The sequence below is a fragment of the Streptomyces sp. NPDC050504 genome (assembly GCF_044458065.1).
Lineage (GTDB): Bacteria > Actinomycetota > Actinomycetes > Streptomycetales > Streptomycetaceae > Streptomyces.
In genome coordinates, this window is sequence record NZ_JBITHO010000009.1 from 154,833 (window position 1) to 168,304 (window position 13,472).

At 72.8% G+C, this 13,472-nt stretch carries 13 protein-coding genes; 6 read left to right on the top strand and 7 right to left on the bottom strand.

Annotation, left to right across the window (positions count from 1 at the left end; genetic code table 11):
* Positions 1 to 1,149: 1,149 nt before the first annotated feature.
* From ACIBNE_RS30970 to ACIBNE_RS30985, 4 genes are read right to left on the bottom strand one after another with little or no spacing between them, the layout of a single operon-like run.
* On the bottom strand, positions 1,150 to 2,010 hold the full coding sequence (locus ACIBNE_RS30970) for a DUF6760 family protein (protein WP_399277415.1): 861 nt from the start codon (positions 2,008 to 2,010) through the stop codon (positions 1,150 to 1,152).
* Between the two features lie 18 nt (positions 2,011 to 2,028).
* Entirely contained in the window at positions 2,029 to 2,529 is a 501-nt protein-coding gene (locus tag ACIBNE_RS30975) for a phage tail protein (RefSeq protein ID WP_399277417.1), read from the bottom strand.
* A 37-nt stretch (positions 2,530 to 2,566) separates the two neighbouring features.
* Positions 2,567 to 4,504, bottom strand: coding sequence for a phage tail sheath family protein (locus ACIBNE_RS30980; protein ID WP_399277419.1), 1,938 nt, complete (start codon positions 4,502 to 4,504; stop codon positions 2,567 to 2,569).
* A gap of 46 nt (positions 4,505 to 4,550) precedes the next feature.
* Positions 4,551 to 4,907: a hypothetical protein gene (locus ACIBNE_RS30985; RefSeq protein WP_399277421.1), complete on the bottom strand. Its 357-nt coding sequence runs from the start codon at positions 4,905 to 4,907 to the stop codon at positions 4,551 to 4,553.
* Between the two features lie 451 nt (positions 4,908 to 5,358).
* On the opposite strand from ACIBNE_RS30985, the gene ACIBNE_RS30990 reads away from it, so the two are divergent.
* A complete protein-coding gene (locus tag ACIBNE_RS30990; RefSeq protein WP_399277422.1) occupies positions 5,359 to 6,183 on the top strand; it encodes a BTAD domain-containing putative transcriptional regulator in 825 nt (274 codons plus the stop codon).
* Between the two features lie 41 nt (positions 6,184 to 6,224).
* Here ACIBNE_RS30990 and ACIBNE_RS30995 read toward each other — a convergent pair whose 3' ends face one another.
* The 3 genes from ACIBNE_RS30995 to ACIBNE_RS31005 are packed head-to-tail and all read right to left on the bottom strand — an operon-like array spanning position 6,225 to position 8,039.
* Positions 6,225 to 6,674 carry a GNAT family N-acetyltransferase gene (locus ACIBNE_RS30995; protein ID WP_399277425.1) on the bottom strand — a complete coding sequence of 150 codons (450 nt, stop codon included), beginning with the start codon at positions 6,672 to 6,674 and terminating at the stop codon, positions 6,225 to 6,227.
* A 53-nt stretch (positions 6,675 to 6,727) separates the two neighbouring features.
* Positions 6,728 to 7,501, bottom strand: a complete 774-nt coding sequence (locus ACIBNE_RS31000) for an SDR family NAD(P)-dependent oxidoreductase (protein WP_399277773.1) — start codon at positions 7,499 to 7,501, stop codon at positions 6,728 to 6,730.
* A complete protein-coding gene (locus ACIBNE_RS31005) occupies positions 7,494 to 8,039 on the bottom strand; it encodes a cupin domain-containing protein (protein WP_399277427.1) in 546 nt (181 codons plus the stop codon). Before ACIBNE_RS31005 ends, ACIBNE_RS31000 begins: the two co-directional genes overlap by 8 nt.
* Before the next feature lie 142 nt (positions 8,040 to 8,181).
* Here ACIBNE_RS31005 and ACIBNE_RS31010 point away from each other — a divergent pair, with 142 nt between their 5' ends.
* The 5 genes from ACIBNE_RS31010 to ACIBNE_RS31030 all read left to right on the top strand — a co-directional run bounded on the left by ACIBNE_RS31010 (position 8,182) and on the right by ACIBNE_RS31030 (position 13,460).
* On the top strand, positions 8,182 to 8,622 hold the full coding sequence (locus ACIBNE_RS31010; protein ID WP_399277429.1) for a nitroreductase family deazaflavin-dependent oxidoreductase: 441 nt from the start codon (positions 8,182 to 8,184) through the stop codon (positions 8,620 to 8,622).
* Between the two features lie 122 nt (positions 8,623 to 8,744).
* On the top strand, positions 8,745 to 9,728 hold the full coding sequence (locus ACIBNE_RS31015) for a D-2-hydroxyacid dehydrogenase family protein (protein ID WP_399277431.1): 984 nt from the start codon (positions 8,745 to 8,747) through the stop codon (positions 9,726 to 9,728).
* A 160-nt stretch (positions 9,729 to 9,888) separates the two neighbouring features.
* On the top strand, positions 9,889 to 10,956 hold the full coding sequence (locus ACIBNE_RS31020; RefSeq protein WP_399277775.1) for a chitinase: 1,068 nt from the start codon (positions 9,889 to 9,891) through the stop codon (positions 10,954 to 10,956).
* Between the two features lie 147 nt (positions 10,957 to 11,103).
* On the top strand, positions 11,104 to 11,991 hold the full coding sequence (locus ACIBNE_RS31025) for an AAA family ATPase (RefSeq protein WP_399277433.1): 888 nt from the start codon (positions 11,104 to 11,106) through the stop codon (positions 11,989 to 11,991).
* A complete protein-coding gene (locus tag ACIBNE_RS31030; RefSeq protein ID WP_399277434.1) occupies positions 11,988 to 13,460 on the top strand; it encodes a VWA domain-containing protein in 1,473 nt (490 codons plus the stop codon). The genes ACIBNE_RS31025 and ACIBNE_RS31030 overlap by 4 nt, the downstream gene beginning before the upstream one ends.
* Positions 13,461 to 13,472: the final 12 nt, after the last annotated feature.

Sequence of the window (13,472 nt, forward strand, 5' to 3'; positions counted from 1 at the left end):
GGCCAGGCCCCGTGCTCCTGTTCCGGTGGGAAGGCGGCCGGTTTCCGCGCGGGTGGGGCCGGGCGTGGTCCGTACGGGACGGGTCCCGCTGCCGGGGCCGCTCCCCCGGTGCGTCCCTGGCCCGGACCGGGCTCCGCGCGGCGCCCTTTCGGCTGCGGTCCGGTGGCGGACTGTTCGCGTCCGAACGGCGAGGTCGTTCCTGGTACGGCTCCGGGCCCGTTACGGGGCTCCTGTGCGCCGGAGCCGTTCGGAACCCTCCGCGGGGACGAAGGGCGCGGCGGTGTCCTGCCCGGAGGGGCAGGCGGAGGGGCGGACCGAGAGATGGGCGGTGGCGACGGCATGTGTGCGGCACTGTCCGGGCGCTGGTCTCCCGAGGGAGACGGACCGGCATCCGTCCGTCGCGTCCGGCGGTCGGAGTGCGACTGCCCGGCCGGTCCCGCGCCCTCCCGACGTACATCCGCCGAACCGAAGGACACCCGGCTCACGGCTCCCGGGACCGGGACCGCCCGGTCCGCGTCGGCCTGCCCCGAGCGCTGCGGTCCGGCGGCCGTCAGGCCCGTGTCCGCTCCCGTGCCCACCGGTCCTGAGTCCGGCCGGTCGGCGCCCACGGGATCGGCGTCCAGCGGGCGGACGCCCACTCGCCGTACGTCCGCCGTCCCCGCGCCCTCGGGCCCCTCCCCCTCCGGTCCCGCGCCGCGCCCGCCCGTACCCGCCGGGCGCGCGTCTCCCGGGCTCGCGTCCCTCCGGCCCACGTCCGTGCGCGGCCCATCCGCCCACGCCCCCGGGGCACCCGCCGCCGTCCCCGGCTCCTCTTCCTCGGCTGCGGCCCGGTGCCCCCGCTCCTCGGGCCCGCCGGGGACGACGATCTCCTCCGCGTACCCGGCCGTGCTCCCGTCGCCCGGCCACCACCCCGTGCCCGGTCCGTCCTGCGCCCCGTAGCCGCACCCCTGCCTCAGGTACACGAAACGGGTCCTGGGCGGGGGCGGTGCGAATCCGACCCGTACGCCCTCCCCTTCCGAAGTCTGCCGCGCCGTCTCGCCCAACAGTGCGCGCACGCCTTCGCGGTACCGGAAGGGCCGTGCTCCATCAGCGAGCACCCCGTGCAGGTACCCTCCGCGCGCATGCTGGCGCGAGCGCTCCTCGTAACCCTCAGGCGCCACTGTTCAGCACCTCGATCGTCTCGGCGATCACATCGATGTAGCGGCGCCGCTTCTCCCTGGTCAACCGCATGATCTCGGTCTCGCTCCAGTGGTAGTGATAGGCGAGGTAGTGCACTTCCCGGTAGAGGAGTTCGCTGTCGGTGCGCAGTTCCCCGAAGAAGAAGCGCTGGATGTCGAAGGGCGCGACGACGGTCCTGCCGCACTCGCTGCACGGCGCCTCCATGGTCTGCTCGACCCGGGGCGCGAGCAGCGCCATCCGCTCCTCGATCGCGGCCCGCGCCGCCGACGGCAGTGCCGCCAGTGCCCGTGCGTCCGGCGGCCCGGTGTCGCCGAGGCGCCGGACGCAACGCGCGAGGAGCCCGGTCAGGGCCTCGGCCTCGTTGCGGGCGAGCAGTTCCGAGAGCTCCTCCTGGTCGCTGCCGTCGGGCAGCCGGAACACCACGTCGCCGCAGTCCCCCGGCAGGGTCAGGGTGTGCTCGGGCGCCCGCTCGCCCCCGGCCGTGACGGGCACGTCGGAGAGCCGGAACTCCAGCGAGACCCGTTCGCCGCACTCCGGCCACGGGCAGACGAAGTGGGCGCGCACCAGGTCCCCGAAGGCGGCTTCCCTGAGCCGCAGCAGCAGGTACTGCCGGTCGGCGACGAGCAACCGCCGCGCCACGTCGGGCGTGACGGGGGCGACCGCGCCGATGCGCCGTACGCAGCGGCTGAGCACCTCGGTGACGAGCGCCGCGCTCCCCGTGCCGCCCGACCGCGCGAGCAGTTCCTCCTCGCGCCCGGTGAGCGCGGCGAGTTCGACCTCCCTGTGCAGCCGTCCCTCGGCGTCCCAGTACCCGCCGGGCAGCTCCCGCATGGTTCGACCCCCGGCTTCCTAGGTCTCCTTGGGTTCGGTCACCGACGCGTCCCGCTGCCAGCCCTCGTTCTCCAGCTTCACGGTGCTGATCATCACCGCGTTGCCCGCGGCGTCGAGCTGCGGGAGCGCCTGGTACTCCGAGACCCAGCAGCGGAAGACGTTGTAGGCGAGCACCTTGACGCCCTGCTGGTTGAAGACCTCGATGCTGATGTCCTTGCGGAACCCGGCGAGCGAGGTCGCCGCGTCGCCCTCGAAGTTGTTGACCTTGTTCGCCCACGCCTCGAAGGTCTGGTCGTGGGTGACCCCCGCCTCCAGGGTGATGGGGTCGTACTTGGTCTTCCCCGGGATCTGGTGCGGCCCGCTCGCGTCGCCGCCCTCGTACCACGGCGTGACCTCGGTGGTCCGCTTCAGCGCGCTGCACTTGCTGAGCCCGGCGACGTACAGCCCGTCGACCTTGATCTTGAACTTGAATCCTAGGTACGGATCGAACCGCGTCGTGTTGACCGTGAACCTGGGCATCGTCAGCCCTCCCCAACTCTCCGGCCGCGAGGCACTGTCAGGCCGCGAGGCCCGCCTTCTGACTGATCTTCACGACCACGAACTCGGCCGGTTTCAGGGGCGCGAAGCCCACCAGTACGTTGACCACTCCGGCATCGATGTCGGCCTGGGTCGTCGTCTCCGCGTCGCACTTGACGAAGAACGCCTGCGACGGGGTCGCGCCCTGGAACGCGCCCTTGCGGAACAGCGTGGTCATGAACGAACCGATGGTGAGCCTGAGCTGGGACCAGAGGGGTTCGTCGTTGGGTTCGAACACCGCCCACTGGATGCCCAGGTAGATGCTGACCCGCAGCATGATGGCGGTGCGCCGGACGGGTACGTACTTCCAGGCGGGGTCGGAGGTCACGGTGCGGGCGCCGAACACCACCACGCCCGAGCCGGGGAAGCGGCGGATGACGTCCACGCCGAGCGGGTTGAGGTTGCCGTGCTGCACGTCGCTGAGGTCGGCGGCGAGCCCGGCCACGCCGTTGAGGCTCGCCTCGGTGCCCGCGGGGGCCTTCCACACGCCCCGGGTCGCGTCGATGCGGGCGTAGAGCCCGGCGACGTAGCCGGAGGGCGGCAGCAGCACGGGCTCCCTGGACCTGCCGGAGGGGTCGACGGCCCTGACCCAGGGGAAGTAGAGCGCGCCGTAGGAGTTGGGGGCGGTGAGTTTCGTACGGAAGACGGCGGCGTCGTCCGCCCCGTCGTCGTGCGAGGCGGTCTCGCCGATGTAGAACACGTCCTGGAGCGGGCGGTTCGCGCAGTACGCCATGCCGAGGTTCATCACGTCGGGCGTCGCCTCGCCCGGCACCGCGAGCAGGCTGAAGTCGGTGAGCGCGTTCAGCTTCGGGAAGGCGGCGGAGAACGTCGTCGCCGAGACCGCGTCCGCGCCGTCGCCGCCGAGCGTCGCGGCGGTGACCGGCGGGGCCACCGCCGCGTCGCCGATCTGCACCGCGTCGGCCCTGGCGGGCCTGCGCACGGCGATGCCGTCCTCGGACCTGCCGCCGTTCGGGGTGCCCAGCTTGAGCTGGCCCGTCGCGTCGGCGGTCGTGGCCGCCTGGACCCGCACGGAGGACGTCACGGCGGTCGTGCCGGACTGGAGGACCAGCCGGGACTGGCCCGCGACGGTCTCGGCGGCGCAGGTGAAGCCGGTGAACGCGGTCGCGTCGGTGGAGGTCTTCTTCTTGGTCAGGGCGCGTACGGCGGCCTGGATCGCGGTCGCCACGTCGGCGAGCACGGTCGAGGCGCCCGCCGCGGTCGGCAGCGCGACCGGCTGGAAGCCGTCGGAGTCCAGGTTGATCTGGAAGGAGAGGTTGGTGCCGAGCGGCAGGGAGGGCACGAACCCGGCCCGGTGCGCGCCGCGCTGCACGGCGGTGTTGCCCGCCAGGACCCGCGCGGTGACCAGCGCCGAGTCCTGGGCGAGCACGGAGACCACGTACCGGGGCGACGCCGGGTCCATGGAGAGGTCGTCGAAGGTTTCCAGGGGCGCGGTGTCCCGGAAGTTCGCGGGCACCACTGCGGGGTCGTCCTGGCGGCGCACGCTCAGCCGGAACTCGTTGCCGGGGTCGAGGGTGCCGTCCTCGACGGTGAGGAAGAGGGAGTTGCCCCAGGCGCCCTTGTTCCTGGCGGCGAACGTCAGGCCGGCGACGGGCGCGGCGGCGCGGTTGTGGACGGTGACGTCGGCGATCGCGGCGTCGGAGCGGGTGACCCGCACGACGTAGCACTGCCTGCCGCCGTTGTTGAAGTACTGGAACACGCTGTGCGCGAGGAAGCCGTCCGTGGTGAAGGAGCCGTAACGGCGCAGGAATTCCGTCCAGTTGGTGACCCGGGTGGCCTCGTCAGGGCCCATCTCCGCGAGGCCGACGAAGGCGGCCGTGGAAGTGCTCGCGATTTCCAGCGGCCTGGTGCCGCCGGAGGTCTCCTCGATGTAGACGCCCGGATAGGTCGGCGTCGGCATGGTCGTCTCCCGTCGCGCTGGTCGTGTCGGTTCTGTTCGGTCCCGTTCAGTCCCGTACGGTCTTGCGGCCCGCTCCGGCGGGCGGGTCCCCGGCGGGGGTTTCGTCGGCTGGGGTTTCCTCGGCGGGCGATTCCCCGGCGGGGGTGTCGACGGCGGGAGTGCCGGCGGCGGACTCCGCGGGCGCCGGGAGTGCCGCGTCCTCCGCCGCGCAGTGTTCCGCGTCCACGCGCTCCACCTCGATCGCGCGCTGCCCGAGCAGCTTCGCGACCTTCGGGCTGTCCACGACCTCCGCGTCGGGCAGCTCGTCCGAGAGCTGTCCCGGCGAGAGCCGTACCGTGCGCCCGGAAGCCAGCGGCACCACCACAGGAGCCGAGGGAAGGAGACTTCGGATCCGTGACGTCACGTCGGCGCTCCTCGCTGCGGGTGCGGTCGTTTCGGCGGAACCCTCCGGCGGAGGGATCCACACGGACAGCTTCCTCGCGCATCGTCACCCGCCCGTCACCACGCACCGTCACCGGCCGCCGTGCGCCCTCCGTGCTCCGTTGCGCAGGCCCCGCGCGGAACGCGGTGGTGACGACGGACCGTCAAGCTGACCCCATGAGTTCAGAAAGAGCCAGGACAGGGGTGTGCGTCGTACGTGTGGAAACCCAGGCCCACGGCGTTCTGATCACCCTGCGGCTCAATCCCGACATCGAAAGAATCGCCAAGGGAACCGAATCGACTACCGCAGATGCCGCTGCGGCCCTACGCACAGTGAGGGAGTTCCTCCACTCTTTCCTCCCCGCACCCCCCGAGAGTTGATACACCAGCCATCAACGCGACACGGCGGATGCGGTTCGGCGGGGGTAACACGAATGGGACCCGACTTTCCTCACGCACTGGTCCCGGCGGACGGTCCGGGCCCCGTACCCGTCCTCCGTCTCTTCGGCGAACTGTCCGTGCGCGTCGAGACCCGCCGGCTCGACGTGCCGGGGAGCTGTCGCAGGCTCCTGGCGTTCGTGGCCCTGCGCCCGCACCGCGTCGAGCGCGCGGCGGCCGCAGGATCGCTCTGGCCCTGCAACGACGAGGGGCGGGCGCACGGCAATCTGCGCTCCGCGCTGTGGCGGCTGAACCGCATGGAAGTGCCGCTGCTCCACGCCGACAAGCACGGGCTCGCCATGCGCGACGACGTGGTCATCGACCTGCACACGGTCGACGCGTGGGCGAGCCGGGTGATCGAGGGGCGGGCGACCCCGGCCGAGCTGCGGGCCATACCGCCCTGCCTGGACTCGCTGGAGCTGCTGCCCGGCTGGTACGACGACTGGGCGCTGATAGAGCGCGAGCGGGTCAGGCAGCGGCTGCTGCACGCTCTGGAGTCGCAGAGCCGCCAGCTGCGGCTCACGGGGCTGCACTCGGAGGCCGTCGACATCGCGATGGTCGCCGTCGGCGCCGAGCCGCTGCGCGAGAGCGCCCAGCGCACCCTCGTCGAGGCCCATCTGGCGGCGGGCAACTGGGTGGAGGGCAGGCGCAGCCTGCGCATCTACGCGGAGCTGCTGGAGCGGGAGCTGGGCGTGCGCCCCGCGCCGGAACTGGTCGCGCTGCTGCACAGGCCGCCGCACCAGCCGTCGTCGCGCGAGTCGTCGGCGTACGAGTCGTCGTACGAGCCCTCGTGGCGGAGGCCGGTGGGCCCGGTGCCCTGACGTTCCCGGCCCCGCCGAAAGGGACCGTCAGGAAACGCCGGTCAGAGCAGCCGCTCGAAGCAGAGCGAGTCCGCACACCCCTCGTACGCCCCGAAGTTGGGGATCCGTACGTACCCCGAGCGCGTGTAGAACCGCACCGCGGCGGGCTGCCGGTCACCCGTCTCCAGCCGCAGCCGCGTCCAGCCCCGCCCCCTGGCCCACTCCTCGATCGCGCCCAGCACGCGCGCGGCCGCCCCCGTGCCGCGCGCGTCGGGGGCGACGTACATCCGCTTGACCTCGCCCGTCGCCCCGTCGAGCCCCCGCAGGCCGCCGCAGCCGACGGCGGTGCCCTCCGCGTCGTACGCGACGAAGAACGCCACCATGTCGGCGGCGGTCGGCGGCGGGCCGGGCTCGCTCTCCGTGGTGCCGTACACCTCGGCGATCTCGGCCCGCTGGCGGGCGCGCAGCAGCACCGCGTCGGGCGCGTCCCAGGCGACCTCTTCGATCTTCATGGAACGGAATTCTGCCGAGCCGTTGTTTCCGTCGCGTGAACCGGCTCTTTCGGCTACCAGGTCGGCCTGGCCCCGATCCCGCCGTCCACCACCAGGTCGGTCCCGGTGATCCAGGCCGCCGCGTCCGACGCCAGGAACACGCACGCGTTGCCGATGTCCTCGGGGCTGCCGAGCCTCTTCAGTGGGGCGGCACCCGTCCAGCGACGCACTCCTTCCGGCCAGTCGTCGGCCAGTCCGGGGCGGTCGATCAGGCCGGGCGACACGGAGTTGACGCGGATCCCGAGGGGGCCGTACTCCAGCGCGGCCGACCTGGCGAACATGATCAGCGCCGCCTTGGCCGCGCTGTAGTGCGCGTGCCCCGGCGCGGGGGCGCTGCCCTCGATCGACGCGATGTGGGTGACGGTCCCGCCGCCGCGCTCCGCCAGGACGGGGACGACGGCCTGGGTGCAGCCGAACGCGCTGGTGGTGTTCGCCTCGTACAGCGCCCGCCAGTCGTCGGCCGTCATGCCCTCCAGCGGCTGCACGGGCTGCACCCCGGCGTTGTTGACCAGCGCGTCGAGCCCGCCCCGCCAGACGGCGGCCGTCTCCACCAGGCGCGCGCACTCCGCCTCCCTGGTGAGGTCGGCCTGTACGGCGATGGCGCCGCCCCCGCCCTCGGTGATCCGCTCGACGAGGTCGAGGGCGGGCCGCTCGGCGCGGTGGTAGTGGACCACCACGTCCGCGCCGGCCCGTGCGAACCGCCAGGCGATTCCACCGCCGATCAGTCCGCTCGCGCCGGTGACGAGCGCGGTGCGCCCGGTCAGGTCGGGCAGCGCGGAATCACGCATCCCCATGGTTCGCCCCTCCCTCGTTCTCCGCTGTCATCCGCAACGGCCCTCCGGGGCGGCACAGTTCCCTGATGCGCCCCGCCCGCCCGGGGTAGCGGCGGCACAGTTCGTCCGCGTCGCCGCCTTCGTAGTCCGCGGGTTCGAAACCGGGCGCCATGGTGGTGCCGAACAGTGCCCATTCCCCGCCCCGCGCGACCTTCGCCCCCATCCAGGTGCCCGCCGGGACCGTGAACTGCACGGGACCGCCGCCGTCGAAGTCGCCGAGGCGAACCAGCCGGTCGGAGCCGTCCGGTGCGAGGAGCAGCAGTTCCAGGGGGTCGCCCCGGTAGAAGTGCCACACCTCGTCGGTGGGCAGCCTGTGCAGTGCGGAGAAGTCGCCGTCGGCCGAGGTGAGCAGCACCATGATGGCCGTGCCGCACGGGCGGCCGTCCGGCCCCGGCGGCCCCGCCCACGTCTGGCGGAACAACCCGCCCTCGACGGGCAGCGGTTCGAGCCGGTAGCGGTCGGCGATGCGGCGTACGGCGTCCGGATCGGGCATGCCGTCGACCCTAACGGGACCGGCCCGTCCGCAGTACGGAAATCCGGGAGCACGGGCGCGGAGAATCGGGGAGCGCGGATGCGGAGAATCGGGGAGCGCGGATGCGGGGAATCCGGGAGCGCGGTCGCTCGTTGGAACGGTCATGCCTCTCTCTGGTGAATACGAGCCCGGTACGTGGGACTGGGCGAGCAAGCAGGCCGAACTCATCGAATCCTCCGGCGGTACCGAGGGGACGACCCTTCAGGGGATGCGGGTCGTCCTGCTGACGTCCGTCGGCGCGAAGAGCGGGAAGCTCCGCAAGAACCCCTTGATGCGGGTCGAGCACGAAGGGGAGTACGCGGCGGTGGGCTCCAAGGGCGGCGACCCGGCGCACCCGTCCTGGTACCACAACGTCGTCGCTCAGCCGCACGTGGAGCTCCAGGACGGTCCGGTGAGGAAGGACTACCGCGCCCGGCTGGTGACGGGTGAGGAGCGCGCCGTGTGGTGGGAGCGGTCCGTGGCCGCCTTCCCGCAGTACGCGCAGTACGCGCTCAAGGCCGAGCGGGAGATCCCCGTCTTCGTCCTGACCCCCTTCGAGCCGTAGCCCGCCCGCTTCGGTCCGTGGATCATGATGGGGGCGCCCGGAACGCTCCGGACGCCCCCGTCGTGCGTCCGGCGGCGCACCGCGCCCCACCACGCACTCCCCGGCCGAAAGGGAACCCCGCCATGCGTCTGCGCTGTGCCGTACTCGACGACTTCCAGAGCGCCGCGGCCACCGCCGCCGACTGGAGCCCGGTCGCGGACCGGGTGGAGGTCGTCGCGTTCACCGAGCACTTCGCGTCCGAGGACGCGCTGGCCGCCGCGCTCGCGGACTTCGACGTCGTGGTCACCCTGCGCGAGCGCGTCGCGTTCCCCGGTTCGCTGCTCGCCCGGCTGCCCCGGCTGAAGCTGCTGATCGCCTCCGGGATGCGCAACTCCGTGATCGACTTCGCCGCCGCCGAGCGCGGCGGCGTGACCGTGTGCGGCACGGCCAGTGCACCGACCCCGCCCACCGAGCTGACCTGGGCACTGCTGCTGGGCCTCGCCCGGGGCCTCGTGCCGGAGAGCACCGCGCTGCGGACGGGCGGGCCCTGGCAGAGCACGGTCGGCGCCGATCTGCACGGCAGCCGCCTCGGGATCCTGGGGCTCGGGAAGATCGGCGGCAGGGTGGCGCGGATCGCGCTCGCCTTCGGGATGGAGGTCACGGCCTGGAGCCGGCACCTGACGAAGGAGCGCGCCGAGGAGTGCGGCGTCGAACTGGCCCCTTCCAAGGAGGAGTTGCTGACGGGCAGCGACTTCGTCTCCGTGCACCTGGCGCTGAGCGACCGCACCGAGGGGCTGATCGGCGCGGCCGAGCTGGCACTGATGAAGCCGACCGCCTTCCTGGTCAACACCTCGCGGGCCGCGATCGTCGACCAGGACGCGCTGCTCGCCGCGCTGCGCGAGGGCCGGATCGCCGGGGCGGGGGTGGACGTCTTCGACGTCGAACCGCTGCCCGCCGACCACCCGATGCGGACGGCGCCGCGCCTGCTGGCGACCCCGCACCTCGGGTACGTGTCGCGCGCCAACTACGCGACGTACTACGGGCAGGCGGTCGAGGACATCGCGGCGTACCTGGCCGGTTCGCCGGTGCGCCCGCTCGGCCGAGGGAACGGCTCGGGAGCCAACTGAACCACGCGGTCCGCCCTTTGGTCCAGACCTATTGACGGGGGTGGGGCGCCTCCCTAGCGTGTGGGCGCACACCGCATGACGTACGTCTCTCCAGACACCCCCACAGTCGGAGGTACACGTGTCCCCCGTCAGCAGATGGTTCCTGGGCCTCGCCCTGTCGATCCCTCTCCTCGCCCCGCTCACCGCCACCGCGGCACCCTCCCCGGCCGCGCCAGGCGCACCCGTGCCCGCCGCTCAAGCACCCGCCGCCCCCGCACCCACCGCCCAGGAAGACACCTGTCCGCTCAAGCCCAGGCCCGCGGGCAAGATCCTCCAGGGCTACTGGGAGAACTGGGACGGCGCCGCCAACGGGGTCCACCCGCCCTTCGGCTGGACCCCGATCAGCGACACCCGCATCCGCGACCGCGGCTACAACGTCATCAACGCGGCCTTCCCGGTCATCCGCTCGGACGGCACCGTCCTGTGGGAGAACGGCATGGACGCCACGGTGAAGGTCTCCACGCCCGCCGAGATGTGCCAGGCCAAGGCGCAGGGCGCCACCATCCTGATGTCGATCGGCGGCGCCGCCGCGGGCATCGACCTCAACTCCGCGGCCGTGGCCGACCGGTTCGTCGCGACGATCGTGCCGATCCTGAAGAAGTACAACTTCGACGGGATCGACATCGACATCGAGACCGGCCTCGTCGGCAGCGGCAACATCAACCAGCTCTCGGCCTCGCAGGCCAACCTGGTCCGCATCATCGACGGCGTCCTCGCCCAGATGCCCGCGGGCTTCGGCCTGACGATGGCCCCCGAGACGGCGTACGTCACCGGCGGCAGCATCGTCTACGGCTCGATCTGGGGCGCGTACCTCCCGATCATCAAGAAGTACGCGGACAACGGCCGCCTGTGGTGGCTCAACATGCAGTACTACAACGGCAGCATGTACGGCTGCTCCGGCGACTCCTACCAGGCCGGCACCGTGCAGGGCTTCACCGCGCAGACCGACTGCCTGAACAAGGGCCTCGTCATCCAGGGCACGACGATCAAGGTGCCGTACGACAAGCAGGCACCGGGCCTGCCCGCGCAGCCCGGCGCGGGCGGCGGCTACATGAGCCCCGGCCTGGTCGCGCAGGCGTGGAACAAGTACAACGGCGCGCTCAAGGGCCTGATGACCTGGTCGATCAACTGGGACGGCTCCAAGAACTGGACGTTCGGCAACAACGTCAAGGCGCTCCAGGGCCGCTGACCCCGACCGGGCCGGTGCCGACCGGCGGGGTCCCGTCCCCCGCCGGTCGGCACCACCCGCGCACACCCGCGCGTACGACCGTATGACCTTCACCGCACCGCCCCGCCGCCGGTTGTGGCCGGGGCCCTGAGCTGATCAAGTGCTGTCATGACGACCGTGCCGCCCGCCAGCACCGGGTACTTCAGCTCCGTGGACGACGTCTCCGCGCGCCTCGCCGCGACGGGCTACCTCGCGTCGACCGCGGTCGCCACGACCGTGTTCCTCGCCGACCGGCTGGGCAAGCCGCTGCTGGTCGAGGGGCCCGCCGGCACCGGAAAGACCCAGCTGGCCAAGGCGGTCGCCGAGGCGGCGGGCGCGGAGCTGGTGCGGTTGCAGTGCTACGAGGGCGTGGACGAGGCCCGCGCGCTCTACGAGTGGAACCACGCCAAGCAGCTGCTGCGGATCACCGCGGGCCGCGACCGCTCCTGGGACGAGACCCGCACGGACGTCTTCAGCGAGGAGTTCCTGCTCCCCAGGCCCCTGCTGACGGCGATCCGCGGCACGGACCCCGCGGTACTGCTGATCGACGAGACCGACAAGGCGGACGTCGAGATCGAGGGGCTGCTCCTGGAGGTGCTCAGCGACTTCCAGATCACGGTCCCCGAGCTGGGCACGGTCACCGCGACCCGCCGCCCCTTCACCGTCCTCACCTCGAACGCCAGCCGCGAGCTGTCCGAGGCGCTGCGCCGCCGCTGCCTGTTCCTGCACATCGGCTTCCCCGACGAGGAGCTGGAGCGCCGCATCGTCTCGCTGAAGGTGCCGGGGCTCGACGAAGCGCTCGCCGCCTCCGTCGTACGGGTCGTGGCGGCGCTGCGCGCGATGGACCTGCGCAAGGTGCCGTCCGTCGCGGAGAGCGTCGACTGGGCGCGCACGCTGCTTGCGCTCGGCGCGCGGACCCTGGACGAGGCGTTCGTACGGGACAGCCTGGGCGTGCTCCTCAAGCACCAGGACGACATCCTGACCGCGTCGGCCAAGCTGGACCTGGACGCGCCGTGACGGCGCCCGGTGCCACGCGGTACGGGCTCGCGGACCACGGGCTCGCGGACCACGTGACCGGCCTGGTGCGGACGCTGCGGGAGCACGGGCTGCGCATCGGCACGGGCGAGTCGGTGGACGCGGCGGCCGTGGTGGACGTGCTGGGCCTCGCCGACCGGGAGCGGCTGCGGGCCGGGCTCGCGGCGGCGCTGCTGCACCAGGAGGGCCAGCGCTCGGTGTTCGACCCGGTCTTCGACCTGTACTTCCCGCTCACGCGCCGCACGTCCGCGTCAGAGGGGGACCGGGACCGCGACGACCGGAGCCGCGACGCGCTGCGCGACCGGCTGGCCGACGCCCTGGCCGCGGGCGACCAGTCCGCCATGGCGCAGATCGCGGCGGACGCGGTCGACGCGCTCGGCGGATACGGCAGTTCACCGGGGTCCGACGGCTGGTCCGCGCACCAGACGCTGGACCGGATGCGGCCGCAGACCCTGCTGGCCAAGGTGCGCACCGCCGTCCGCCGGGGCGCCGGGCAGGGGCGCGGCACCGGGACCGGCGGCGGACAAGGCGACGAGCAAGGGGACGGGCCAGAGGACGGGCCAGGGGACGCGTTCGCGGACCGGCTCGTCGACGACGAGATCCGTCGGCTCATCGAGGAGTTCCGGCGGTTGGTGGCCACCGAGGCGCGCCGCAGGGTCGCCGAACGGCGCGGCACCGAGGAGATCGCGCGCAGGGCCGTCGCACCGGCCCCCGACCGGGTGGACTTCCTCGTCGCGGGCCAGGGCAGGCTGGACGAACTGCGGCGCGTGGTGCGCCCGCTCGCCCGCAAGCTCGCCACCCGGCTCGCCGCACGGCGGCGCAGGGCGGCCCGGGGCACCGTCGACCTGCGGCGCACCCTGCGCGGCTCGCTCTCCACCGGCGGAGTCCCGATGCGTCCGGTGCTGCGCAGGCGCCGCCCGGTCAGGCCCGAACTGGTGCTGCTGTGCGACGTGTCGGGGTCGGTGGCCGGGTTCTCGGACTTCACCATGCTGCTGGTGCAGGCGCTGCGCGAGCAGTTCAGCAAGGTGCGGATCTTCGCGTTCGTCAACCGGACGGACGAGGTGACGGCCCTGGTGACGCGCGGCGCCGCCGACCCGGCCGGTCTCGGCGCCCGCATCCAGGAGCGGGCCGCCCTGACCGGCTGGCACGGCAGCAGCGACTACGGCACGGCGCTGGGAGAGTTCGTGGAACGGTACGGCGACGCCGTCGGCCCGCGCACCACGGTCTTCGTACTCGGGGACGCCCGTACGAACCAGGCCGACCCGAACTTCGCGGCGCTGCGCCACATCGCCGATCGGGCCAGGCAGGTGCACTGGTTCAACCCCGAGCGGCGCTCCCTGTGGCCGACCGGCGACTCCGCGGCGCTCGGCTACGCGGGCCTCGTGCCGATGCACGAGTGCCGCAACGCCGAGCAGCTCGGCGCGCTGACGGCGCGGCTGCTGCCCGTGTGACGGCACACGGGC

What these genes read in the sequence shown, in the direction of transcription:
- ACIBNE_RS31005 (WP_399277427.1), bottom strand. Translation starts at nt 8,039, where the DNA reads ATGCCCGATCCGGACGCCGTACGCCGCATCGCCGACCGCTACCGGCTC.
- ACIBNE_RS31000 (WP_399277773.1), bottom strand. Translation starts at nt 7,501, where the DNA reads ATGCGTGATTCCGCGCTGCCCGACCTGACCGGGCGCACCGCGCTCGTC.
- ACIBNE_RS30970 (WP_399277415.1), bottom strand. Translation starts at nt 2,010, where the DNA reads ATGCGGGAGCTGCCCGGCGGGTACTGGGACGCCGAGGGACGGCTGCAC.
- ACIBNE_RS31010 (WP_399277429.1), top strand. Translation starts at nt 8,182, where the DNA reads ATGCCTCTCTCTGGTGAATACGAGCCCGGTACGTGGGACTGGGCGAGC.
- ACIBNE_RS30980 (WP_399277419.1), bottom strand. Translation starts at nt 4,504, where the DNA reads ATGCCGACGCCGACCTATCCGGGCGTCTACATCGAGGAGACCTCCGGC.
- ACIBNE_RS31025 (WP_399277433.1), top strand. Translation starts at nt 11,104, where the DNA reads ATGACGACCGTGCCGCCCGCCAGCACCGGGTACTTCAGCTCCGTGGAC.
- ACIBNE_RS30975 (WP_399277417.1), bottom strand. Translation starts at nt 2,529, where the DNA reads ATGCCCAGGTTCACGGTCAACACGACGCGGTTCGATCCGTACCTAGGA.
- ACIBNE_RS31015 (WP_399277431.1), top strand. Translation starts at nt 8,745, where the DNA reads ATGCGTCTGCGCTGTGCCGTACTCGACGACTTCCAGAGCGCCGCGGCC.
- ACIBNE_RS30990 (WP_399277422.1), top strand. Translation starts at nt 5,359, where the DNA reads ATGGGACCCGACTTTCCTCACGCACTGGTCCCGGCGGACGGTCCGGGC.
- ACIBNE_RS30995 (WP_399277425.1), bottom strand. Translation starts at nt 6,674, where the DNA reads ATGAAGATCGAAGAGGTCGCCTGGGACGCGCCCGACGCGGTGCTGCTG.